Here is a 23,123-nt window from a genome sequence, read left to right on the forward strand (position 1 = left end):
AATCACAGGGGTCGGATGTTCTCCGCCTGCAGGCCCTTGGGGCCCTGGGCGATCTCGAACTCAACGCGCTGGTTCTCCTCGAGCGAGCGGTAGCCGCTCGATTCGATGGCGGAGTAGTGGGCGAAGACGTCTGCGCCGCCTTCATCGGGAGCGATGAACCCGAACCCCTTCTCCGAGTTGAACCACTTGACGGTACCGCTGGTGCTCATGAACTGCCTTACTGACGTGCGATGCCGACGCGAGTGCGCCGACGGGGTCCACGCTAACGGTCGGCATCCCCGCGCGCACTATCAGATGTGACAAGGTGACACAAACGTTGCAAGAACACCGCCAAAGGTGGCAAGCCCGACACGCTCCCGCGGCGGGCGGCGGCGGCCGTACACTCGTCTCTGAGATGACCCGAACCGTCTCACCAAGATGTCTGCTTATCTACACCCGATCGATCACAACGATCTGACCACTGGCGTGAGCCTGAGCGATGAGGTCTACGCGCGCATCGGCGCGGCCATCGTCGATGGCTCCCTCGCGCCCGGAGAACGGCTGCGCGATGTCGACATCGCGACACAGCTGGGCATTTCGCGCACTCCCGTGCGGGAAGCGCTGCAGCGCCTCGAACGGTTCGGCCTCGTCGAGATCGCCGTCGGCCGCTACACCCGCGTATCCGTGCCCGACGAGCGCGCGCGCCGCGAGACGGGCGTGTTCGCCGCCTACCTCATGGGCAACGCGATCCGTCTCGCCCTGGCCAATGCCACCGACGAGGAACTCGACGGCATCCTCGCGGCGGCCGACGCCGTGGTCGACAGCGCAGCACTCCACGACATCGCGGGACTGTTCGCCCGCTGCACGCAGATGTTCGCGCTCATGATCCGCGCCACCCACAACACGGTCTTCATCGGTGTCGTTCGCGAAGTGGCGCTGACCTTCGAACGCAATCTGCGCGGATGGGACCCGTTCGTCACCGCAGCCGGGAGCCGCGTCGATCTCTTCCACGCGCTGCGACGCCAGCTCGAAGCGCGCGACGGTCGCGGCGCCGAGGAGACGCTGAGGCGCCTGCACGATCTGCACTGAGGCTCCCGACGACGCGGATCGGCGGATGCCGGGTGCCCGGCGCCGCTCAGCGTCCGAGCACCATCCCCCCGTTGGCAGAGATGATCTGGGCCGTCACCCATCCGGCATCCGGGCCGAGCAGCCAGGCGATGATCCCGCCGATCTCGTCGGCATCGCCCACGCGGCCGACGAGGGTCTGCGCGATGCGGTTCTGGACGACCTCGTCCGAGACCCCCGCCCAGAACTCGGTGCCGGGCACGAATCCCGGCGCGACGACGTTGGCGGTGCCACCGAAACGACCCAGCTGTGCGGCGAGATCGAACATCCACGCGTGCAGGGCCGCTTTGGACGCACCGTACGAACCGGTGCGCGAGCCGCGCAGAGCCGCCACCGACGACAGCAGCACGACGCGTCCCCCGTCGGCTTCCAGCGCGGGTCGCAGTGCTTCGACCAGCAGAACCGCGGTCATCACGTTGAGGTCGAATCCCGCATGCCAGTGATCGCGGATGGCTTCGAGGCTGTCGTCGGATGCCGCGGGGGCGTTCCCCCCGGCGGAGGCGACGACGCCCGCGCAGCCGAGTCCCGCCTCTCGCACGGCACCGGCCACCCGGCGCGCGCCGTCGGGGGTGCTGACATCGGCATCCACGACGAGGAACGACGCCGGGTCGTGGGCGGCGACCTCCTGGAGCGGACCGAGGCGGCGGCCGACGAGGGTGACGTGGCGGCCCGAGGCGGCGAGCCGGAGGGCCGCGGCACGGCCGATGCCGGTGCCGGCACCGGAGACGACGACGGTGGAGCGATGCGGGTCGTTCATGACACCACGCTAACGGTGCATGCCGCGGTCTCGGCGCGGAGTGATCGCGAGTGCGGCGAGCGGCGTCGAGCCGACCAGCGCGAACGCGAGGGGGTAGCCCACCAGGGTGATGAGGGCCCCGACCAGCGGGCCGACCGCCGACGCCGCGACGAACTGCCCGGTGTTCTGGATGCCGAGGGCTCGCCCCGACCAGAAGGGTCCGGCCGCCTCCGCGACCGAGGTGTAGGCGAGGCCGTTGTCGGCGACGGCGATCGTGGACGCGACGAGGTACAGCACGCCGACGAGCGCGTCCGCGTGCACGGCACCGGCCGCCGCGAGCGCCGCCATCGCCACCACGCCGGCACCGGCGACCCAGCGCAGCACGCCGACGCGGGTGCCGACGCGATCGCTGAGGTGACCGACGACGATCCTGCCCACCGCGCCCACGAACTGCGATGCCGCCACGAGCGCGCCGGCCGCCGCCGCACTCCATCCCATCGCCGTCACCAACCACACCAGGCCGAAGATCGACAGCACGAACTGCGGGACGACGAGAAGAGCCGAGGCGAGGTGGATGCGCACCAGGAACGCGCTGCCGCGATAGGGGTTGGTCGCGGCATCCGCCGGGCCGATGCGGCGCGCGGGGCGCGGAGGATTGCGGATGCCCCAAGCGCAGAGCACGGCGAGCGCGCCGGTCACCCCCGCGGCGACGACGAAGGGCGCGGCGAGCCCGCCCTCGGCCAGCGGTGGAACCGTCAGTGCTGCGGTCGCGACGCCGAGCGGCTGTGACATCTGTCGGATGCCCATCGCGAGTCCCCGGCGCTGCACCGGGAACCAGCCGATCACGACGCGACCGCTCGCGGCGTTCGTGCTGGCCGACGCGGCGCCCCCGCACGCGAGGAGCACACCGAAGGCGACGTAGCCGTCACTGCTCGCCGCAGCGGCCGCGAGCGAGAACACGGCGGTGAGGACGAGCCCGCCGGCGATGATCTGCCGTTCGCCGTACCTGTCGGTGAGCACGCCCCACACGACGAGCGTGCACACCATGCCGAGAGTGGGCGCCGATGCGAGCAGACCCGCCTGAGCGAGGGGCATGGCGCGATGAGTGTGCAGGAGCGGGATCAGGTAGGCCGGCGCCGAGACGAGGAGGGTTCCGGCGGCCTGCGCCAACACCCCCAGCGCCAGCATCAGCCACGCTCGCGTGGGCGTCGCTGTCGTCGTGTTCGTGCTCGGCATCGTCTGATCCTCCGTCGGGTACACTCTGGTATACCACCCTGGTACACCATAGGAGCGACGTGACCACTTCCCCCGAGACCGGCGGTCCGTACGAGCGCCTGCGCGCCGCGATCCTGTCCCTCGACCTGTTGCCGGGTGAGCGGCTGAGCGAACGCGGACTCGAGTCGATGCTCGGTGCGTCGCGCACCCCCATCCGCGCCGCCCTCATGCGCCTCGAGAACGAGGGACTGACACGGCGCGACGACCGCACCTGGCGCGTGACGCCGATCGACCTCAGCGAGATCCGTGCGCTCATGGAGTACCGCGAGGCGCTCGAGACCGCCGTCGTCGCACTCGCGGTGGACCGCGCCGACGATGCCGAACTGGAAAGCCTCGGCGCGATCGCCCGTGCCGGCGGCGAGCACGACGACGCCGACGCCGTGCTGCGCGACGGCAGCGACTTCCACGTCGCCCTGGCACGACTGTCGCGCAATGCGTTCCTCGTCGACGCGATCGCCGGCACGCTCGTGCGCCTCAGCCGCACCCGCTGGCTCGAGGTGCGCAGCGCCGCCTCCCGCGCCCACGCCGCCGCCGAGCACCGGGAGATCGTGGCCGCGGTCGCTGCCCGGGATGCCGAGCGCGCGCGTGAGCTCGTCGTCGCACACGGCCGCGGCACGCGCGACCGCCTGCTCGCATCGCTGTCGGAGGAGCGCCTGCGGCTGCGCGGGCGAGGTCTGTCGATCGTGGAGTCGGCAGCGGCGGGCTGAGGTCGCGCCGCGTCACCCTCCGACGGTGGGCGGTGGCATGGTTCCGACGACGCCGACGCGCTCCACCCGCCCGCTCAGTGTCGGCGCGATGTCCACCTCGACGCCGTCGACACGATGTATCCAGTCGGCGACCGCCCCGAGGGCGTAGTGGTTGAAGCCCGTCATCTCTCCGGGGTTCACGCTGCCGTCGGGGAGGAGGGAATCCCAGCGCTCCCAGATCGTCGTCGCGCGATGAATCTCCGTGTCGTGCGCAACGCCGTCTCGAGGGTGCTCGCCGCGCGTGCGGATGATCCGCGCCTCTTCTTCCTCGACGGCCGGCATCTGCTCCCGGATGCCGAGGTGTCAGACCTCAACGATGGCCTGCACCCGAACGCCGCCGCCTACGAGCGGATGGGCATCCGCTTCGGGGAGCGCGCGTTCGCTGCGGGTGCGCCGTTGGCCACGCCGCGCGTCTGAGCGTCGGCCCGCAGCGACGTCCCCTGTCGCAGCCGGGTGCGGCGACGTACCATTCGTTCCAAATGAGTGCCACCCTCGCCCCGATCGAGCTCGTCAGCGGGATGATCCTGAGTGACGAGATCTACGCGCGCATCGGCGCGGCGATCGCCGACGGCACTTTCCCTCCCGGACATCGCCTCCGCGATGTCGAGCTCGCCCAGCAGCTGGGCGTGTCGCGAACACCCGTCCGAGAAGCACTGCAACGACTGGAGCGCTTCGGGCTCGTCGAGATCGCGGTCGGCCGCTACACCCGTGTCACCGCGCCCAGCGACGCATTGCGCCGCGACACCGGCGAGTTCGCCGCCTACTTCCTGGGCAATGCGCTCAGCCTTTCGCTGTCACGGTGCTCGGACGACGACCTGGCCGACCTGGTCGCCACGGTGGATGCGGCGCTGGCGGGCATCGACTCCGGCAACGCGGCCGCGGTGTTCTCCGCGGCATCCCGCCTGGGCATCGTCGCTGCGCGGGCGACCGGCAACAGCGTGTTCGACACGATCATCCATGAGACCTCGATCGTCGTCGAACGCAATCTGCGCGGATGGTCGGGGGTCCGGGCCGAGGCCGCGCCGCGCCGCGAGAACTGGCAGCTGCTGCGTGACCGGATCGCGGCGCGCGACGCGGCCGGCGCCGAAGAGACCATCCGGCGGCTCTACGGCGTCACGCCCGGCGCCGCACAGCCCGCGCACCCGTGAGGTCCGTTCGTCCGGTGGTACATCGACGAAGAGGCCGGGCCCGGATCTGATCTCCGGCCCGGCCTCTTCGTTCGCACGTCCTGTGCGCGAGGGGGGAGTTGAACCCCCACGCCCTTTCGGGCACTGGCACCTGAAGCCAGCGCGTCTGCCTATTCCGCCACTCGCGCGAGCCGCGACATCCGAAGATCTCACGGACTCAACTTCCCGAGGATATCACGCCCCGAGACCCGTTTCGACTCGGCGGTGCCTGCCTCGCTCCACGCACGGGCCGGCCGCCTCCCGGTCGTTGAGCGCGCGCAGCGAGTCGAAACGCAGCGCCCGCCCCGCACGTTCCGCGTCTGCTCAGCCTGTGCAACTAGCATGTACGCACCGGTCGGCGATCCTGAGGAGCCCTGTGGGACTACTGGACAGCTTCGAGAAGGGACTCGAGCGCGCAGTCAACAGCGCGTTCGCGAAGTCCTTCCGTAGCGGCATTCAGCCCGTCGAGATCGCGGCCGCCCTGCGCAGCGAACTCGACGCGAAGGCTGCTGTCGTCAGCCGCGACCGCATTCTCGCCCCGAACACCTTCGAGGTGCGCATGTCGCCGGCCGATGCCGAGCGCATGCTGGGTCTGGGCAGCGCGCTCGACTCCGAACTGCACACCCTCGTCGACGCCCACGCGAAGGCGCAGGGGTTCAGCTTCGCCGGCCCCGTCACCATCGCTTTGGCCGGTGACCCCACCCTCTCGACGGGCACGCTGCGCGTAGCCTCGCAGACCGCGGCCGGCCAGGTCGCCTGGCGCGGCGTCGTCGAGATCGCCGGAGCCTCGCACACCCTCGCGAAGGGGCGCACCGTCATCGGGCGCGGCAGCGACGCCGACATCACGATCCCGGATGCCGGGACCAGCCGTCGTCACGTCGAGATCCTCTGGGACGGCGAGCGCGCCATGGTGCGCGACATGGGCTCGACCAACGGCACGCAGCTGAACGGCACGAAGATCGCCGAAGCGCCGCTGCCCCCCGACTCGGTGGTCACGATCGGCCGCACCGACATCGTCTTCCGCGTCATCGCACAGGCCGCGCCCCCTCGCCCCACGACCTCTGCCGCCGACGCGACCCGCGCCTTTGGAATCGGAGGACCCGCGTGAGCGAGTTGACTCTCCTGCTGCTGCAGATCGGATTCCTGATCCTGCTGTGGTTCTTCGTCTTCGCCGTCGTCTACTCCCTGCGCGCAGACCTCTTCGGGGTGAAGGTGCGAAAGCTCCCCGAACCCGCGGCCGCCGGCGTGGGCGTCGCACCCGCGGCATCCGCACCGGCCGCCGCTCAGGCGGCGACGGCACCCATCGCCCCCGCCACTCCTGCCGCGGCTCCGAGTCCGACCGGCCCGCAGAAGGCGACTCGCGATGCCGTGTCACGCATCGTGATCACGAGCGGCCCGAAAGCCGGCCTCGAGCTTCCGCTCGGCTCGGAGGCGCTCACGATCGGCCGCTCGAGCGAGTCGGGTCTCGTGATCCGCGACGACTACACCTCCAGCCACCACGCGCGCCTGCTGCTGTGGGGCGACCAGTGGATGATCCAGGACCTCGACTCCACCAACGGCACCTGGCACGACGGTGCCCGCGTGAGCACGCCGGTTCCCGTTCGCGTGGGAGCACCGATCAAGGTCGGCGCGACGACGTTCGAGCTGAGGAAGTAGCCCGCCTCTCATGGTCTTCGAGGGATCGAGCGTCGCCATCTCCCATACGGGGAAGGTGCGCTCCAACAACCAGGATTCGGGCTACGCCGGCTCGAACCTCTTCGTCGTCGCCGACGGCATGGGAGGTCATGCCGGGGGTGATGTCGCCTCGAGCATCGCCGTCCACCGCCTGAAGAACCTCGATCACCCCTACGCCTCGACCGCGGAGGCCGAGCAGGCGCTGCAGGAAGCCATCTCCTCGACCGCGGGGGTGCTGATCGACACCGTCGCGCGCCGACCCGAACTCGCCGGCATGGGCACCACCGTCAGCGGCCTCATCATGGTGGACGACTACGCCGTGATCGCCCACATCGGCGACTCGCGCATCTATCTCTACCGCGACGATGCGCTCACCCAGATCACCACCGACCACACCTTCGTGCAGCGGCTCGTCGACTCCGGTCGCATCACTCCCGAAGAGGCGCGCTACCACCCGCGTCGATCCGTGCTCATGCGCGTGCTCGGCGACATGGACCCCGACCCCGACGTCGACACGTTCATCATGCCGACCCAGCCCGGCGACCGCTGGCTGCTCTGCTCCGACGGCCTCTCCGGCGTCGTCGACGACGCGCACACCAGCAAGGTGCTCGGCCACCACTATCCGCCGGGCCGCACCGCGGACCTCCTGCTCAAGCAGGCGCTCGACGGCGGAGCCCCCGACAACGTCACCGTCGTCATCGTGGACGTCGGCGGCAGCCACCCGATGTTCAGCGGCACCGCGACGATCGTCGGCTCGGCATCCAACCCGCAGGGCGTCGACGTGCCGGCCGCCCGCCCCGGGCGCACCAGCTGGCTGCACCCCGCCCGCCAGGCGGCCAACGAGCCGACGCACTTCGAGCCCGCCGCCGAGTTCCTCGAGGAGCTCATCGAGGAGGACCGCCGCCGTGCCCGCCGCCGCCGCGTCTGGTGGGTGGTCGGCTTCGTCGTCATCCTCGCGGCCCTGGCCGCGGCCGCGCTCGGCGCCTACAGCTGGACGCAGACCCGCTACTTCGTCGGCGCCGACGCCGACACCGTCGTCATCTACCGCGGCATCCAGCAGGACATCGGCCCGATCTCGCTGTCGTCCGTCTACGAGGACACGGGCATCGTGCTGAACGACCTGCCCTTCTACCAGCGTCTCGCGGTGACCTCGACGATCTCGGCGCGCTCGCTCTCGGACGCCGAGCAGATCGTCGACACCCTGCGCACCACTCTGGAGGGTGAACGATGAGCTCGGCGACAGACACCGTCCAGGCCGACACCACGGTCGTGAAAGCGCTGCGCAAACTCCGGATGCCGCAGACGCAGCGCAACCGCGAACTCGGTCTGCTGCTGTTCGCCTTCGCGATCAACGGTGCCGCGGTCGCCCTCGTGCAGCTGGGCGCGCTCGGCCACATCGACTGGACGTTCCTCTACTACTGCGGCGCACTGACCGTGCTGGTGCTCGGGCTGCACATCGTGCTGCGCTTCAAAGCGTCGCAAGCCGACCCGTTCGTCGTCCCCATCGCGACCGTGCTGTCGGGTCTCGGCCTGGCGATGATCTACCGCATCGACATCGAGGACCAGAGCACCGGGTGGGACGCCCTCTCGATCCGCCAGCTCGTGTGGCTGGCCATCGCGAGCGCCGCTGCGGTCGCGATCGTGATCTTCCTGAAGAACTACCGCGTGCTCTTCCGCTACACGTACGTCTTCGGGTTCGTCGGCATCCTGCTGCTCGTGCTCCCCTTCGTGCCGGGGCTGGGCACCGACGCCAACGCCGATGTGTGGATCTCCATCGGCGGCCTCTTCTCCTTCCAGCCCGGCGAGCTGGCGAAGATCGCGTTGGCCATCTTCTTCGCCGGCTACCTCGTGCGCACGCGCGAAGCGCTCACCTCGGTCGGTACGCGCTTCCTCGGCATGACGTGGCCCCGTGCCCGCGAGCTCGGACCGCTCCTGCTCATCTGGCTCGCCTCGATGGCGATCATCGTCTTCCAGCGCGACCTCGGCACCGGTCTGCTCATGTTCGGCATGTTCATCGCGATGATCTACGTCGCCACGGGCAAGACGAGCTGGGCGGTGCTCGGTCTGCTGCTGGCCGTCGGCGGTGCCCTGATCGCCTCGCAGGTGCTGAGCTACGTGGGCGGGCGCTTCCAGAACTGGCTCGACGCCTTCAACCCCGCCGTCATCGACAGCGCGGGCGGCAGCTACCAGCTCGTGAGCGGCATCTTCGGTCTGTCCGAGGGCGGCCTGCTCGGCACGGGCCTCGGCCGGGGCCGCCCGGGGCTGACGCCCCTGTCGCAGAGCGACTACATCTTCCCCAGCATCGGCGAAGAGCTGGGACTGATCGGCGTCTTCGCGATCCTCTGCCTCTACATGGTGTTCACCAGTCGCGGCGTCCGCATCGGCATCGCCGGCCAGGACGACTTCGGCAAGCTGCTGGCCACGGGCCTGTCGTTCACCATCGCGCTGCAGGTGTTCATCATGGTCGGCGGCGTCACCCGTCTCATCCCGCTCACCGGGCTCACGACCCCGTTCCTCGCGGCGGGCGGATCGTCTCTGGTGGCCAACTGGATCGTCGTCGCGTTGCTGCTGCGCATCTCGGATGCCGTGCGTTCGCGCCCCCGGGTGGTGATCGGATGACCCGCGAACTGCGACGGCTGTCGCTGATCATGCTCGCCATGTTCGTGGCCCTGTTCGGCGCGACCAGCTGGATCCAGGTCGTCCAGGCCGGCGATCTCAGCGAGAACCCGCTCAACAAGCGCGCTCTCTACGACTCGTTCGAGGTGCAGCGCGGCTCGATCATCGCCGGTGACACCGTCATCGCCGACTCCGTGCCGAGCGACGACGTGTACGCCTGGCAGCGGCAGTACGCCGACCCGCAGATGTGGGCGCCGGTCACGGGGTACATGAACCCGTTGCTCAACTCGCTCACCGGCCTCGAACAGTCGATGAACAAGGAGCTGTCGGGCACCGCCAACTCGCAGTTCCTCTCGCGCGTCGATCAGATCATCACGGGTCAGCCCGCTCGCGGCTCCAACGTTCTGCTGACCCTCGACCCGGCGATCCAGAAAGCTGCCTTCGACGCGCTCGGCACCTATCAGGGCGCGGTCGTCGCCCTCGAGCCCAAGACCGGCCGAGTGCTGGCGATGGTGACGAGCCCGAGCTACGACACCAACGCGATGGCCGTGCACAACGCGCAGCAGGTCAACGAGACCTACAACCAGCTGATGAACGCCGCCGTCAATCCGCTCGACAATCGCGCGATCGGCACCCTGAACCCGCCTGGATCGACCTTCAAGCTCGTCGTCGTCTCCGCGGCGCTGGCGTCGGGCAAGTTCACGCCGGACTCGACCTTCCCCAACCCCGCGACCTACACGTTGCCGGGAACGTCGACCTCGATCCGCAACTTCGACGGCAACACGTGCGGCCCCGGCGATCAGGTCACCATCGCCACCGCCCTGCGCCTGAGCTGCAACATCCCGATGGCACAGCTCGCCGTCGCGCTCGGCCAGGATGCGCTGCGCGCCGAGGCCGAGAAGTACGGCTTCAACAACGCGAGCATCGACATCCCGCTCGGCGTCGTCACCTCCTCGTATCCGACCGGCGCCCTCTCGGCCGACAAGGTCGCCCTCACGGGCTTCGGTCAGGGCAGCGTCACCGCCACGCCGCTGCAGATGGCGATGGTCTCCGCCGGCATCGCCAACGGCGGCATGGTCATGAAGCCGCGCATGGTCGACCGCGTCGTGGCGCCCGATCTGACCGTGCAGGAGACGTTCGCCGACACCGAGCTGGGTCGCGCGCTGAGCACGACGGATGCCGCGACGATGACCTCGCTGATGATCTCCAATGTCCGTGACGGCGCGGCCAGCGGTGCAACAATAGACGGGGTCGACGTGGCCGGAAAGACCGGTACCGCCGAGCACGGACCTTCGGATCCGTACACTCTCTGGTTCACGGGCTTCGCCCCGGCCAACGACCCGAAAGTGGTCGTCGCCGTGATGGTGGAAAACGGCGGAGGTCTCGGGCAGTCCGGCACGAGCAACGGGATCGCGGCTCCAATCGCGAAGAAAGTCATGGAGGCGGTGCTGAGCAGATGAGACCGACACAGGGTGTGAGCTTCGGTGGACGCTACGAGCTGGATTCGCGGATCGCGATCGGCGGCATGGGCGAGGTCTGGGAGGCCACCGACCATGTGATCGGACGCACCGTCGCGATCAAGATCCTCAAAGACGAGTACATGGGGGACCCGGGCTTCCTGGAGCGCTTCCGCGCCGAGGCCCGCCACGCGGCGCTCGTCAACCACGAGGGCATCGCGAGCGTCTTCGACTACGGCGAGGAGAACGGCTCCGCCTTCCTCGTGATGGAGCTCGTCCCCGGGGAAGCACTGTCGACCATCCTCGAGCGCGAGGGATCACTGTCCACCGACAAGACCCTCGACATCGTCGCGCAGACGGCCGCCGCCCTGCAGGCCGCGCACGCCGCCGGTCTCGTGCACCGCGACATCAAGCCGGGAAACCTGCTCATCACCCCCGACGGACGGGTGAAGATCACCGACTTCGGCATCGCCCGCATCGCCGACCAGGTGCCGCTGACCGCCACCGGTCAGGTGATGGGCACCGTGCAGTACCTCTCGCCCGAGCAGGCGTCGGGGCACGCGGCATCCCCCGCGACCGACATCTACTCGCTGGGCATCGTCGCCTACGAGTGCCTCGCCGGCAAGCGCCCCTTCACCGGGGAGTCGCAGGTGGCGATCGCGATGGCGCAGATCAACGACACCCCGCCGCCGCTGGCGGCCACCATCGCCGAGCCGGTGCGCAACTTCGTGATGAGCATGATCGCGAAGAAGCCGGAGGACCGGCCCGCGACCGCATCCGCCGTCGCCCGCGCGGCGACCGCGCTTCGTCGCGGTGATGTCGCCGGAGCGGCGGCCATCGTCCCCGCCATCGCCGGTGGCCTGGCCATGGACGAGGCGACGAAGCTGCTGACCCCGGGACTCGCGACCCAGGAGGCCACGCGCCTGCTGCCGACCGCGGGAGCGGCCGGCGCCGTCGCGGCCGTCGATGCCGCAGACGAGCCGCAGAAGAAGAAGCGCAGCCCGTGGACGTGGCCGCTGGTCGCGCTCATCGCGCTGCTGCTCATCGTGCTCGGCGGCACCCTGTTCGCCCTCTTCGCGAACCAGGGCGCGCAGCCCGCGCCGACGACGAGTTCCTCGACATCCTCGACGCCCAGCCGCTCGGCGACGCCCCCGTCACCCTCGGCGAGCCCCACGACGGTGGCCATCGACAGCCTCGGACTGATCGGCCAGACGTGCGACGCCGCGAAGGGCATCGCCGAGAAGGCTGGTTTCGCCAACGTCTCCTGCGAGCGTGGGTCCGCGGCAACGACGCAGGACGAGGTCGGCAAGGTCTACCAGACCAACCCGACCACGGGCAACGTGAAGCTCAGCGCCCCGGTGACGCTCACCTTCTATGACGAGATGAGCCCGATCGGCACGCCGAACGCGCCGACGGTGACGAACGACCCGAAGGGGTCGCAGACCTTCACCGTGACCTGGGATGCGTTCAGTGGATGCCCGGCCGGATCGTCGGTGACCGCGTACAACTTCACCGTCATCAACGGCACCTTCAACGCGAACAACAGCACGACGTATCAGTCGCCCACCGCGCCGCGGAGCCTTCAGGTGACGGCCGACAAGAACGTGCAGCCGGGATCGTTGATCCTCGTGAAGTACAGCGCGCAGTGCGGCGACCGCACGAGCCCGGATTCCCAGGAGGGTCAGGCGCCGATCCCGACGACGAGCACGCCCACGGGCACGCCGGCCGCCCCCTGAGCGTGGCCCGCGTCCCCGGGGTGGGGGTCGCGGGCGTAAGGGTCCAGGGGTCGCACAGGAGGGTTCTATTAGGCTGGCTATGAGTCAGCCCAGGGGAGAGAAGTGTCTGCAGATCCGCGTGTGCTGTCCGAGCGGTACCGCGTCGATGAACTCATCGGCCGCGGAGGCATGGCCACCGTGTACCGCGGGCAGGACCTGACCCTCGGGCGTCAGGTGGCCATCAAGATCCTCAAGCGGGAGCTCGCCGAAGACAGCGCGTTCCGCACCCGATTCCGGCTCGAGGCGCAGTCGGCCTCACGAATGTCGCACCCCGCGATCGTCCGCGTCTACGACGCCGGTGAGGATGCCGAGACCGACCCCGACGGCTCGACGCACCCCGTTCCGTACATCGTGATGGAGCTCGTCGAAGGCACCCTCCTGAAGGATGTCGTCAGCGACGGCGGCGTGCCGGTCGGTGAGGCCATCCGCTACGTCGACGGCATCCTCGAAGCGCTCGAGTACTCGCATCGCGCCGGCGTCGTCCATCGCGACATCAAGCCCGGCAACGTCATGATCACCCCCGGCGGCCAGGTGAAGGTGATGGACTTCGGCATCGCCCGCGCCGTGTCCGACTCCTCCTCGACCGTCGCCGAGACCACCGCCATCATCGGCACCGCGGCCTACCTGTCGCCGGAGCAGGCCAAGGGTGAGCCGGTCGATGCGCGCGCCGACCTCTACTCGGCCGGCATCGTGCTGTACGAGCTGCTCACCGGTCGCCAGCCCTTCCGCGGCGAGTCTCCGGTCGCGGTCGCCTATCAGCACGTCAGCGAAACACCTCTGCCCCCCTCCGAACTGGTCGACGCGATCCCCCGCTCGATCGACGCGGTCGCGCTGCGCGCTCTCGCCAAGGATCCGTTCCAGCGCTACCAGGACGCGGCGTCGTTCCGCCAGGCACTCGACGCCACGGTCGACGGTCACACCCCGACGAAGAAGCAGGTCGGCGCGCTGGCCAGCGAGCTCTACGGTGCGAACCCGCGGCAGGCCGCAGAGACGGCCCGGTCGCTGCGCCAGCTGACCGCCGACACGACCATGCGGCGGACGCAGGCAGGACCCCCGGCCGCGTGGATCTGGGCCGGGGTGGCACTGCTCGCCGTCGTCCTGATCTCGGTGCTGATCTGGGTCATCACGATTAGGCCCGGCGCCGCGGTACCGCAGAATTCGCGCGTCGTCGAGGACGTCGTCGACATGTCGTGGGACCGCGCGAGCGAGAAGCTGGTGGGTCAGGATCTTCAGGCGAAGCGCGTCGACCAGAGCGACAATACGATCGTCTCCGGCAACGTCATCCGCACCGACCCCGCCGCGGGCACCATCGTGGCCCCCGGCCAGACGATCACGGTCTACGTCTCGACGGGGCAGCAGACCAGCGCCATGCCCGACATCACCGGCAAGTCGTCGACAGACGCAGAAGCGGCTCTGAAGGCCGTCGGATTGCAGCTGGGGGCCGTGACGACGCGCAGCGATCCCGACCTCGCCCAGGGCATCGTCATCTCGGCCGACCAGACGGCGGGCACGCAGATCCCGGTCGGAACGCGCGTGAACCTCACGGTCGCCAGCGGCAAGGTCGCTCTGGTGAACCTCGTCGGCTACACCGTCGATGCGGCGACCAGGGACCTCACCTCCGCCGACCTCAAACTCACCGCGAGCGTCGTCGAGGACCCGTCGTGTCCCGCCGTGGGCTCGACGCCGATCGTCGCCGGACAGTCACTGCCCCCGGGCGATGTGCCGATCCACTCCACGGTCGAGCTCCGCGTCTGCACCGGTAAGTGATCCCCGCAGCGGCTGCAGCTCGCGGCCGCGTGCTGCAGCCCCGGCGACCCCGACGCGCTCCAGCCATGAGCCCAGCAGCAAGTGCCCGCCCTCGGTGAGCACCGATTCGGGATGGAACTGCACGCCCCAGAGCGGCAGCTCGCGGTGGGCGAGTCCCATGATGACTCCGGACGACGTGCGCGCGGTCACCTCGAGCTCGGCGGGCAGCGAGTCCGGAACGACCGCGAGAGAGTGGTAGCGCGTCGCCGAGAAGGGCGACGGCAGTCCGGCGAAGGGGAACGCGCCGTCATGCCAGACCCGCGATGTCGTGCCGTGGCGCAGCTGCGAAGCCTCGGCCACCGTCGCACCGAACGCCGCCCCGAGCACCTGGTGGCCCAGGCACACCCCCAGCAGGGGGATGCGCGCGGAAGCCGCCGCCCGCACGATCTCGATCGAGGCCCCGGCATCCTCCGGCGAGCCGGGTCCGGGTGAGATCAGCACTCCCGCAGACGGGGCGATCACGGCCACGGGGTCATCGACGGCATCCGCTTCGACCATGTCGGTCGTCGCCCCCAGCTCGTGCAGATAGCCGACGAGCGTGTGGACGAAGCTGTCGTGGTTGTCGACGACGAGAACTCGTCGCCCCTCAGCCGCCGACCGTGGCATCCTGCGGATTGACGAACTGAGCGACCCACGGGAACACGTACCAGAACAGCCCGTAGAGCACGGCGGCCAGCAGAACCAGCAGAATGAGGATGCGCACCCAGGCAGGGCCGGGAAGAACACGCCACAGGGCGGCATACATCAGGCGGACACTCCCTGGGTGAGCGAGGCGGGCGGTCCCGCCGAGGTCGGAGTGAAGCTCTCGAACACGGCGTACGCGATGATGCGCTCGAGCATGTTGAGCTTCGGGGCGCAGCTGGTCAGTGTGAGATAGCGGCCGTTTGCTGCCATGCCGACCTGCTGCGGAACGGGCAGCAAGACCTCGACCTGCGTCGCCTGCACGTACTCGAGAGTGCGGAAGCGGTAGGTGTACCAGCCGTCCGGCGTCTGGATGACGATGGCGTCGCCGATCACGAGCTTGTCGATCGGGTCGAACGGTGCGCCGGAGGTCCATCGGTGGGCGGCGTACACGGTGTTGCCGACCTCTCCGGGCATGGCGGTATCGGTGTAGTGACCGATCTCACCCGCGTCGAGGATGTCGTGGCGGCCCGTTCCCGCAGCCACGGTGAACTGCCAGTTCGGTCCGAAGCGGGGCACGAACATCACCCCGAACTGCTGACCGTAGTCCTTCTGCGCCATCACCGGAACCGGTGCGGCGGCCTCGGGCGATGAACTCGCACTCGGAGACGGCGTGGGCGTGTCGGATGCCGTCGGGCTCTGCGGTACCTGCTGCAGCCAGCTCTGCGAGAGGGCACTGGCCTCCGTGTGCTTCTGCGAGCCGATGATCCAGTCACCGATCCACATCTGCCACGCGACGTAGAGCAGTGCGATGACGCCCGCCGTGATGAGCAGCTCGCCGAGGACGCCGAGGAACGAGGCCCGCCGTCGCGGCTTCGCCGCGCGCAACGGCGCAGACGCACCCTCCGGCTCCTGGGTGATCGGCTCCGCCGGAGTGGTCGGCCCCGACTCCTCCGACTGCGCGGCAAGACGGCGGGCGCGCCGAGACGTGTGCTCGAGCGAGCCGATGCCCTCAGCTGCGTTGTCGTCGATGCCGTCCTTCACGCTGTGATTGTCGCACAGCGTGGCTGAGGGAGACCTGCCAGGTAGAATCGTGGCCATGGCGCGTTCAGGAAAGCACGACGAGCAGGTCGCGGAGTACGGCGAAGGCGAGTCCGCACCCAACCCGGTGTGGTTCAAGCCCATCATGCTCGGGCTCATGATCCTGGGTCTGCTGTGGGTGATCGTGTTCTACCTGAGCAACCAGGCGCTGCCGATCCCCGGTATCGCCGGGTGGAACCTCGTGATCGGCTTCGGAATCGCCTTCATCGGATTCCTGATGACCACGCGCTGGCGCTGATCGCCGGCATCCGCTCTCTTTCCACAGGTGTCATGGCCTGTGAATTACACGGGTGTGATTCATCCCCATCTGTGGATGAACCTGTGGATAACTCTCGGCTGACGGTCTAGGCGTACAGGTACAGCGGAACGGCCAGCGCACCCAGCAGGCCGACGCCCACGGCGACCAGCAGCCAGATCTGCAGCGCGCGCTGGCGGATCTTCCGCGTGCGCGCGAAGATGACGCCGATCAAGGCGCCGACCAGACCGCCGCCGATGTGCGCCTGCCAGGCGATGTTCGATCCCGGCAGGAACGTGATCACCAGGTTGATCCCGAGCAGCACGGCGATCGCCGTGACGTTGGCGCCGAGGTGACGGCCGATGACGAACATCGCGCCGAGCAATCCCCAGACCGCACCGGAAGCGCCGACGACCCACGTGTTCGGGGCGAGCAGCGCCGTCAGGACCGAGCCCCCGAGAGCGCTCAGCAGGTAGAGCGCGAGGAAGCGCCACCTTCCGAGCAGCGGCTCGAGACTGCGTCCGAGCGCCCACAACGCGAGCATGTTGAAGGCGATGTGGAAGATGCTCGCGTGAACGAGTGTCACCGTCAGCAGTCGCCACGGCTGCACGTACGCCAGCTGCGCCTGGAAGGCGAGCAGGTTCTGCACATAGAGACCGATGCCGGGGATCAGTCCGATCAGGTAAAACACGCTGGTGACGATGACCAGCGTGTAGGTGACGACGGGCTTTCCGTCGAGTCCGGCCACGCGGCGCCGCGGCATCCGCGTGACGTTCGCCGATGCCGCCTTGCGCTGTTCGGCGAGGCACTCCGGGCAGATGACTCCCACCGGAAGCGGCGTCTGACACTCTCCGCAGATCGTGCGCAGACACCGCTGACAGAGCACGAAGCTCTGCCGATCCGGATGCCGGTAGCAGAAGTTCTCCGGATTGGTGCGGATGTCGGAGTCGGTCACGCGGGCCGGTTCCGCTCTGCTCAGGCGGGGACGACGTCGATCGAGCTGATCACCACGGGCTCGATCGGGCGGTCGCCCGCGGCGGTCGGAACGGCCGAGATCGCGTCGACGACGGCACGCGAAGCATCGTCGGCGACCTCGCCGAAGATCGTGTGCTTGCCGTTGAGCCACGGCGTCGGATCGGTCGTGATGAAGAACTGCGAGCCGTTGGTGCCCTCGGCCTTGCCCGTGATGGCGTTGCGGCGCAGGCCCGCGTTGGCCATCGCCACCAGGTAGGGGGCACCGAAGGTGAGCTCGGGGTGGATCTCGTCGTTGAAGTTGTAACCCGGGCCCCCGACACCCTGACCGAGCGGGTCGCCGCCCTGGATCATGAAGTTCGGGATGATGCGGTGGAAGATGACGTCCTTGTAGAGCGGTCCTTCGCCCGGCTTGCCGGTCGCCGGGTGCGTCCAGGCCTGCGAGCCGTCGGCGAGACCGGTGAAGTTCTGCACCGTGCGCGGTGCGTGGTCTCCGAAGAGGTTGACGACGATGTCGCCGTGGTTGGTGTGGATGGTCGCGACGGCGGTGTGGATCGGCATGCCTAGCATTCTCTCACCTGTCAACCCCTCGCGAGGCCCGGCAGGTCTGGCAAGATGGGATGAAACCCAGCCGGAACCCAGGGAGGGCACCGTGAGCCTCAGCCGCAAGCGCAAGAAGGAACTCCGCAAGCTCCAGCACCAGGCGAACACGCTGTGGGAGTCGCAGCAGGTCCTGATCGGACAGGCGGGCGAGGTCGCCCGCGAGGCCGGTCGCCAGCTCGGCAACTACAACCGCGAGCAGGTCGTGCCGACCGTGCAGCACACGTACGAGAAGTACGCGGCCCCGTATGTCGAGCAGGGCGTCGCGACCTCCAAGAAGGTCTACAACGACAAGGTCGTCCCGACGGCGGGTGCGCTGATCGGTTCGGCGTTGTCGGTGTGGGATGCCGCGAACGAGAAGCGTCACAGTGTGGCCGCCGGTCGTGGCTTCGGCTCGATCGACCTCGCCGCCATCCAGAAGAAGGCCGACAAGTACGGCAAGAAGGCGACGAAGCAGCTGAGCGTCTCCACTCCGAAGAAGAGCCTGGGCGCCGGCGGCGTCATCGCGATCCTCCTCGGCGTCGCCGCAGCGGCCGGAGTGGTTTACGCCGCCTGGCAGACGCTGCGTGCCGACGACGAGCTGTGGGTGGCGGACGACCCGCTGCGCGCACCGGATGCCTGATCAGCCCTCGGTCGTCGAGCGAGCGCAGTCCCCGGTCGTTGAGCGAGCGCAGCGAGTCGAAACGCCATGACCGATCCGCTCGAACGCGTGCGCACCGCCGCCGCGGCGCGCGGTCTCGACATCGAGCTGCGTGAGCGCCCCGCGGCATCCAGCCTCGCGGAGGCGGCGAGCCTGCTCGGCCTGCAGCCTGCCGACATCGTCAAGACCCTCGTGGTCAAGAAGTCGGACGACACGTACCTGTTCGCCCTGATCCCCGGCGATCTCGCAATCTCCTGGCCGAAGTTGCGGGCCCTCGTCGGGGTGAACAAGCTGAGGCTCCCCGAGCCGGATCTCGCTCTGGCCGCGACCGGCTACGAGCGCGGGACGATCGTGCCGATCGGCAGCACCAACGACTGGCCGGTGTACGCGGACGCGTCGATCGTGGGGCGGCGTATCGCGATGGGTGCCGGGGCACACGGATACAGCCTGTTCGTCGACGCCGACGACCTCATCCGTGCGTACGACGCGACGGTCGCCGACATCTCCCAGCCGGCGGCATCGGCCTCCTGAGCGCGGCGCTCAGCCGGGTCAGCTCGCCCGGGCGACGGGCAGGCCGGCCATCCCGAGTGCGATGTCGACGAGCTTCACCCGTTGCGGTGGGAGCGCGGTGAGGGCGAACCACTCCGCACGATCGGTCGATCCGTTGCGCTCGTAACGCAGCTGCCCGCCGGTCACCTCCGCCCGGTACACGATGCGCAGCGTGTGCAGCGGTTCGGGGTCGTCCGCGAAGACGCGGCGGTTCGCGGGGATCACGCGAGAGTGGATGCCGAGCAGCTCCCCGATACGCACGCGGAACCCCGTCTCCTCCCAGACCTCGCGGCGCGCGGCATCCACCGGATCCTCGCCGTCTTCCAAGCCGCCTCCGGGCATCGTCCAGGCTCCGCGGCGCCCCTGGTGCCAGTGAGCGAGCAGCACGCGGTCGGACTCGTCGACGACGACGGCGTAGGCGGCGACCCGCAAGTCCATTCCGTGAGCCTAGCGGTCGCGGCTGCGTCGCACGGGAGTCCTCTTCCCTCGGTTCCGTACTCAGTCCCGGTGCGATGAGCACCGGCCGGGCATACCGGAATGACGGGCGAGCTCTGCGGCGGCTGGATGGCGGAGACTGAATACGGAACGTCGCGTCCGAGGCTCAGACGGCGGCGGTGCGCAGCTCGCGCTCGCGCAGCGCACGCTCGACGGATTCGACATCGCGGACCGCTCCACGATCGGCCGAGGTCGCCATCGCCGCGTAGGCCCGCAGCGCCAGCGACACGGGACGCTGCCGATCCTTCGGTGCGTAGCCGCCCGCGTCGAGCAGCCGGGCGCGGCGGCGCTCCAACTCGTCATCGTCGACCCGCAGGCTCATCGAGCGTGAGGGGATGTCGATGTCGACGATGTCGCCGTCCTCGACGAGGGCGATGATGCCGCCGCTCGCCGCCTCCGGCGAGACGTGACCGATCGACAGGCCCGACGTGCCGCCCGAGAAGCGGCCATCGGTGACCAGCGCGCACACCTTGCCCAGGCCGCGGCCCTTGAGGAATGAGGTGGGGCGCAGCATCTCCTGCATGCCGGGTCCGCCCTTGGGACCCTCGTAGCGGATGACGACGACATCGCCGGGTTGCACCTTCTTGCCGAGGATCTTCGCCACCGCCTCCTCCTGCGACTCGCACACGACGGCGGGGCCCGAGAAGACGAGGATCGACGGGTCGACGCCGGCGGTCTTGACGACGGCGCCGTCGACGGCGAGGTTGCCCCGCAGCACCGCGAGACCGCCGTCGGCGGAATAGGCGTGTGCGGCGGAACGGATGCAGCCGTTCTCGGCATCCTCGTCCAGGCTCGCCCAGCGCTCGGACTGTGAGAACGCACTCGAAGAGCGCACGCCGCCGGGCGCCGCATGCCACAGGTCGTGAGCGGTCTCAGACGCCGTACCGCCGCGCACGTCCCACTCGGCCAGCCACGCCTCGAGCGAGGGCGAGTGGATCGACGACACGTCGGAGTTGAGCAGCCCCGCACGGTGCAGCTCGCCGAGGATCGTGGGGATGCCGCCGGCGCGGTGGACGTCCTCCATGTAGTACATGCGGCCGTAGGCCGGGTTGGGCGCGATCTTGGCGAGGCACGGCACGCGACGCGAGATGGCGTCGATCTCATCGAGCCCGAAGTCGATGCCGGCCTCGTGCGCCGCGGCGAGCAGATGCAGGATCGTGTTGGTCGATCCGCCCATGGCGATGTCGAGCGCCATCGCGTTGGCGAAGGCGGCAGGGCTCGCGACCGCACGCGGGAGTACCGAGGCGTCGTCCTCGTCATAGAACGCGCGCGTGATCTGCACCGCGACCTCGCCGGCCTTCTCGTAGAGGGCCCGGCGCGCGGTGTGGGTCGCGAGCACCGAGCCGTTGCCGGGGAGGGCCAGGCCGAGGGCCTCGACCAGGCAGTTCATCGAGTTGGCCGTGAACATGCCCGAGCATGACCCGCAGGTGGGGCAGGCGTTCTCCTCGATGCGCTGGATGTCGGCATCCGAGACCGTGTCGTTCGCGGCCTCGGAGATCGCGTCGACGAGATCGAGGGTGCGCACGGTGCCGTCGACGAGGGTCGCCCGTCCGGACTCCATCGGGCCGCCCGAGACGAAGACGGTGGGGATGTTCAGGCGCAGCGCCGCCATCAGCATGCCGGGGGTGATCTTGTCGCAGTTGGAGATGCACACGAGTGCGTCGGCCTGGTGCGCGTTGACCATGTACTCGACGGAGTCGGCGATCAGATCACGCGAGGGCAGCGAGTACAGCATGCCGCCGTGGCCCATGGCGATGCCGTCGTCGACGGCGATCGTGTTGAACTCGCGCGGGATGCCGCCGGCCGCGGTGATGGCGTCGGAGACGATGCGACCCACCGGCTGCAGGTGCGTGTGGCCGGGCACGAACTCGGTGAAGCTGTTGGCGACGGCGATCATCGGCTTGCCGAAGTCGGCCGCATTGACGCCGGCGGCGCGGAACAGGGCACGGGCACCGGCGGCGTTGCGGCCGTGCGTGACGGTGCGGGAGCGCAGAGGGGTGGGCATGATTCCACTCTGGATGCCGTGGCGCACCTCTGGAAGTCTGCGTTGCTCCTAGTAGTGGCAGTACTAGGTTTATGGGGTGAGTGAGGATGGTGCGCGCGACGACGGCCGTCAGCAGCGGCAGGAACTCGGTTCGTTTCTGCGTAGACAGCGCGAGCGCCTCGACCGCACCGCCTACGGATTGCCGCCGGCCGGCCGCGGTCGTGCCGTGGGCCTGCGGCGCGAGGAAGTCTCGTACCTGTCGGGTGTGAGCGTCACCTGGTACACCTGGCTCGAGCAGGGACGCGACATCAACCCCTCGCGGCAGGTCTTGGATGCCGTCGCGACGACGCTGCGGCTGACCGACGCGGAGCACGACTATGTGCTGAGTCTCGTCGGTCTCGCCCCCCGCCCGACGACCCGCGCGGATGCCGTGGACATCGCCCCCGCTCAGGTACAGCGCTTCCTCGATGCGCTCGACGAGCATCCCGCCTACGCGCTCGCCCCGGATTGGGGGATCGCCGGATGGAACAACGCGTACGAGCGGCTGTACCCCGGGGTCGCGACCACCGCGGGGGAGAACCGCAACCTGCTGTGGCTCGTCTTCACCGACCCGTCCGTGCGCTCGCTGCTGGACGATTGGGACGACACGAGCCGGCGCTTCCTCGCCGAGTTTCGGGCGGAGGCCGGACCGCGCCTGAGTGATCCCCGCTACCGCGATCTCATCTCTCGGCTCCGCACGGCGAGCGTCGACTTCGACACCCGCTGGAACGAGCACGGCGTCGGCGGTTTCGTCTCACGCGAGCGCGTGTTCCGTCATCCCGAGCTCGGCCGGCTCGTGTTCGAACACCATCAGCTGCGGCCTTCCGACCACCTCGATCTGCAGCTCGTCGTCTACGTCGCGGATGCCGAGACGCGGCACCGCTTCGGCGCGGCATCCTGAATCCTCGCGGACGAGACCTCGGTAACATGCGCGGCGATGAGGGAGACTGTGGAAACAATGGAGCGTTGCGGGAACAGGCGACCACGAGTCGAGAGGCTCGCTTCCGCATGGAATCACGGGGCCTGACGGTTGCCGCCGCGATCTCGCTTGTGCTCTGACTCAAAGGAGAATCCCATGCAGACCTTCTACGCACGAACTCGCCGCATCGTCGCCGCACTCCTGATCCCGGCCCTCGTCGTGTACGCGGCGCTCGCCTTGACCGGAGGACTCGAAGCGCCGGCGTTGGTGAGCGCCGCGGCCACGATCATCGCAATCGTCCCCCTCTGCTTCGTCGTCGCCACGTCGAAACCACGACTCGGCCTCGACACCCTGGCGTTCCTCATCGGGGGCATCTCTGTCGCAGTGTGCTGGGGGGGCTCGGACTTCGGCGCGGGATACCTGACGTACCTCCCGGCTATCGTTGCCGCGATCGGCTTCGCCACCATGGCGCTGACGCTCCGGACCGAGGCGTCGGTCGCGAGCACCGAGGGCCGTCTGTGACTGTGAAGACGACCTCCGCCACCGCCAGGGCGCGTGCGGACCAGGATCCCCGCCAGGCGGTCTCCGGCGCGTAGTGGCACGTGGATGGCAC

General features: G+C 69.2%; 26 protein-coding genes, 1 tRNA gene and 1 pseudogene. 16 read left to right on the top strand and 12 right to left on the bottom strand.

Translation table 11 applies throughout. The annotated features are described in order from the left end of the window. Positions 1-2: 2 nt before the first annotated feature. Positions 3-209: a cold-shock protein gene (locus DEU37_RS07475; protein ID WP_005054759.1), complete on the bottom strand. Its 207-nt coding sequence runs from the start codon at positions 207-209 to the stop codon at positions 3-5. Positions 210-417: 208 nt separating this feature from the next. Between DEU37_RS07475 and DEU37_RS07480 the strand changes: the two genes are divergently transcribed. After that, a complete protein-coding gene (locus tag DEU37_RS07480) occupies positions 418-1,068 on the top strand; it encodes a GntR family transcriptional regulator (RefSeq protein WP_121189953.1) in 651 nt (216 codons plus the stop codon). 46 nt (positions 1,069-1,114) lie between these two features. Here DEU37_RS07480 and DEU37_RS07485 read toward each other — a convergent pair whose 3' ends face one another. Both DEU37_RS07485 and DEU37_RS07490 read right to left on the bottom strand, forming a co-directional pair. Then, complete coding sequence (locus tag DEU37_RS07485) at positions 1,115-1,861, bottom strand: SDR family NAD(P)-dependent oxidoreductase (protein ID WP_005054754.1); 747 nt, start codon at positions 1,859-1,861, stop codon at positions 1,115-1,117. A 9-nt stretch (positions 1,862-1,870) separates the two neighbouring features. After that, positions 1,871-3,076, bottom strand: coding sequence for an MFS transporter (locus DEU37_RS07490; protein ID WP_121189954.1), 1,206 nt, complete (start codon positions 3,074-3,076; stop codon positions 1,871-1,873). 59 nt (positions 3,077-3,135) lie between these two features. Between DEU37_RS07490 and DEU37_RS07495 the strand changes: the two genes are divergently transcribed. After that, positions 3,136-3,822, top strand: a complete 687-nt coding sequence (locus DEU37_RS07495; protein ID WP_121189955.1) for a GntR family transcriptional regulator — start codon at positions 3,136-3,138, stop codon at positions 3,820-3,822. A 102-nt stretch (positions 3,823-3,924) separates the two neighbouring features. On the opposite strand, the pseudogene DEU37_RS14930 reads toward DEU37_RS07495, so the two are convergent. Continuing rightward, positions 3,925-4,050, bottom strand: a pseudogene (locus DEU37_RS14930) (hypothetical protein); the annotation flags it as partial. 3 nt (positions 4,051-4,053) lie between these two features. On the opposite strand from DEU37_RS14930, the gene DEU37_RS07505 reads away from it, so the two are divergent. Together DEU37_RS07505 and DEU37_RS07510 are read left to right on the top strand one after the other, a co-directional pair. Beyond that, positions 4,054-4,278, top strand: coding sequence for a hypothetical protein (locus DEU37_RS07505; RefSeq protein ID WP_121189956.1), 225 nt, complete (start codon positions 4,054-4,056; stop codon positions 4,276-4,278). Between the two features lie 62 nt (positions 4,279-4,340). Continuing rightward, entirely contained in the window at positions 4,341-5,009 is a 669-nt protein-coding gene (locus DEU37_RS07510; RefSeq protein ID WP_121189957.1) for a GntR family transcriptional regulator, read from the top strand. 83 nt (positions 5,010-5,092) lie between these two features. On the opposite strand, the gene DEU37_RS07515 is transcribed toward DEU37_RS07510, so the two are convergent. Then, positions 5,093-5,176, bottom strand: a tRNA-Leu gene (locus tag DEU37_RS07515). Between the two features lie 227 nt (positions 5,177-5,403). Between DEU37_RS07515 and DEU37_RS07520 the strand changes: the two genes are divergently transcribed. The 7 genes from DEU37_RS07520 (at position 5,404) to pknB (ending at position 14,316) form a co-directional block, all read left to right on the top strand. After that, positions 5,404-6,135, top strand: coding sequence for a DUF3662 and FHA domain-containing protein (locus tag DEU37_RS07520; RefSeq protein WP_005054740.1), 732 nt, complete (start codon positions 5,404-5,406; stop codon positions 6,133-6,135). Then, positions 6,132-6,683 (top strand): FHA domain-containing protein, encoded by a 552-nt coding sequence (locus DEU37_RS07525; protein WP_121189958.1) that lies wholly within the window; start codon positions 6,132-6,134, stop codon positions 6,681-6,683. Before DEU37_RS07520 ends, DEU37_RS07525 begins: the two co-directional genes overlap by 4 nt. A 10-nt stretch (positions 6,684-6,693) precedes the next feature. Further along, positions 6,694-7,932, top strand: a complete 1,239-nt coding sequence (locus tag DEU37_RS07530) for a PP2C family serine/threonine-protein phosphatase (RefSeq protein WP_121189959.1) — start codon at positions 6,694-6,696, stop codon at positions 7,930-7,932. Beyond that, positions 7,929-9,320, top strand: coding sequence for an FtsW/RodA/SpoVE family cell cycle protein (locus tag DEU37_RS07535; protein WP_121189960.1), 1,392 nt, complete (start codon positions 7,929-7,931; stop codon positions 9,318-9,320). Before DEU37_RS07530 ends, DEU37_RS07535 begins: the two co-directional genes overlap by 4 nt. Continuing rightward, positions 9,317-10,777 carry a penicillin-binding protein 2 gene (locus tag DEU37_RS07540; RefSeq protein ID WP_016463825.1) on the top strand — a complete coding sequence of 487 codons (1,461 nt, stop codon included), beginning with the start codon at positions 9,317-9,319 and terminating at the stop codon, positions 10,775-10,777. Before DEU37_RS07535 ends, DEU37_RS07540 begins: the two co-directional genes overlap by 4 nt. Next, positions 10,774-12,510, top strand: coding sequence for a serine/threonine-protein kinase (locus DEU37_RS07545; RefSeq protein ID WP_121189961.1), 1,737 nt, complete (start codon positions 10,774-10,776; stop codon positions 12,508-12,510). Before DEU37_RS07540 ends, DEU37_RS07545 begins: the two co-directional genes overlap by 4 nt. Before the next feature lie 102 nt (positions 12,511-12,612). Then, on the top strand, positions 12,613-14,316 hold the full coding sequence (gene pknB, locus DEU37_RS07550; RefSeq protein ID WP_121189962.1) for a Stk1 family PASTA domain-containing Ser/Thr kinase: 1,704 nt from the start codon (positions 12,613-12,615) through the stop codon (positions 14,314-14,316). Here pknB and DEU37_RS07555 read toward each other — a convergent pair. From DEU37_RS07555 to DEU37_RS07560, 3 genes are read right to left on the bottom strand one after another with little or no spacing between them, the layout of a single operon-like run. Further along, positions 14,251-14,961 carry an aminodeoxychorismate/anthranilate synthase component II gene (locus tag DEU37_RS07555; RefSeq protein ID WP_121189963.1) on the bottom strand — a complete coding sequence of 237 codons (711 nt, stop codon included), beginning with the start codon at positions 14,959-14,961 and terminating at the stop codon, positions 14,251-14,253. The two genes, pknB and DEU37_RS07555, sit on opposite strands and share 66 nt — an antisense overlap. Further along, positions 14,942-15,100, bottom strand: coding sequence for a hypothetical protein (locus DEU37_RS14845; RefSeq protein WP_036286756.1), 159 nt, complete (start codon positions 15,098-15,100; stop codon positions 14,942-14,944). The genes DEU37_RS07555 and DEU37_RS14845 overlap by 20 nt, the downstream gene beginning before the upstream one ends. Next, complete coding sequence (locus tag DEU37_RS07560; protein WP_259457188.1) at positions 15,100-16,020, bottom strand: class E sortase; 921 nt, start codon at positions 16,018-16,020, stop codon at positions 15,100-15,102. Before DEU37_RS07560 ends, DEU37_RS14845 begins: the two co-directional genes overlap by 1 nt. Before the next feature lie 55 nt (positions 16,021-16,075). Here DEU37_RS07560 and DEU37_RS07565 point away from each other — a divergent pair, with 55 nt between their 5' ends. Continuing rightward, positions 16,076-16,315: a cell division protein CrgA gene (locus DEU37_RS07565; protein WP_005054721.1), complete on the top strand. Its 240-nt coding sequence runs from the start codon at positions 16,076-16,078 to the stop codon at positions 16,313-16,315. A 106-nt stretch (positions 16,316-16,421) separates the two neighbouring features. On the opposite strand, the gene DEU37_RS07570 is transcribed toward DEU37_RS07565, so the two are convergent. Together DEU37_RS07570 and DEU37_RS07575 are read right to left on the bottom strand one after the other, a co-directional pair. Continuing rightward, positions 16,422-17,267 (bottom strand): rhomboid family intramembrane serine protease, encoded by an 846-nt coding sequence (locus tag DEU37_RS07570; protein WP_121189964.1) that lies wholly within the window; start codon positions 17,265-17,267, stop codon positions 16,422-16,424. A gap of 20 nt (positions 17,268-17,287) precedes the next feature. Next, positions 17,288-17,845 (bottom strand): peptidylprolyl isomerase, encoded by a 558-nt coding sequence (locus tag DEU37_RS07575; RefSeq protein WP_121189965.1) that lies wholly within the window; start codon positions 17,843-17,845, stop codon positions 17,288-17,290. A gap of 91 nt (positions 17,846-17,936) precedes the next feature. Here DEU37_RS07575 and DEU37_RS07580 point away from each other — a divergent pair, with 91 nt between their 5' ends. Together DEU37_RS07580 and DEU37_RS07585 are read left to right on the top strand one after the other, a co-directional pair. After that, positions 17,937-18,506, top strand: coding sequence for a DNA helicase (locus tag DEU37_RS07580; protein WP_121189966.1), 570 nt, complete (start codon positions 17,937-17,939; stop codon positions 18,504-18,506). A gap of 66 nt (positions 18,507-18,572) precedes the next feature. Next, on the top strand, positions 18,573-19,055 hold the full coding sequence (locus tag DEU37_RS07585) for an aminoacyl-tRNA deacylase (protein ID WP_121189967.1): 483 nt from the start codon (positions 18,573-18,575) through the stop codon (positions 19,053-19,055). Between the two features lie 18 nt (positions 19,056-19,073). Here the strand turns inward: DEU37_RS07585 and DEU37_RS07590 are convergent, their stop codons facing one another. Then, positions 19,074-19,511, bottom strand: coding sequence for an NUDIX hydrolase (locus tag DEU37_RS07590; protein WP_121189968.1), 438 nt, complete (start codon positions 19,509-19,511; stop codon positions 19,074-19,076). A gap of 163 nt (positions 19,512-19,674) precedes the next feature. Next, complete coding sequence (gene ilvD, locus DEU37_RS07595) at positions 19,675-21,573, bottom strand: dihydroxy-acid dehydratase (protein WP_121189969.1); 1,899 nt, start codon at positions 21,571-21,573, stop codon at positions 19,675-19,677. A gap of 76 nt (positions 21,574-21,649) precedes the next feature. On the opposite strand from ilvD, the gene DEU37_RS07600 reads away from it, so the two are divergent. Together DEU37_RS07600 and DEU37_RS07605 are read left to right on the top strand one after the other, a co-directional pair. Further along, entirely contained in the window at positions 21,650-22,492 is an 843-nt protein-coding gene (locus tag DEU37_RS07600; protein WP_121189970.1) for a helix-turn-helix transcriptional regulator, read from the top strand. A gap of 174 nt (positions 22,493-22,666) precedes the next feature. Next, positions 22,667-23,032: a hypothetical protein gene (locus DEU37_RS07605; RefSeq protein WP_259457189.1), complete on the top strand. Its 366-nt coding sequence runs from the start codon at positions 22,667-22,669 to the stop codon at positions 23,030-23,032. The last annotated feature ends 91 nt before the right edge of the window (positions 23,033-23,123 follow it).

This window comes from Microbacterium sp. AG790, from assembly GCF_003634765.1.
In the GTDB taxonomy this organism is placed as follows: Bacteria; Actinomycetota; Actinomycetes; order Actinomycetales; family Microbacteriaceae; genus Microbacterium.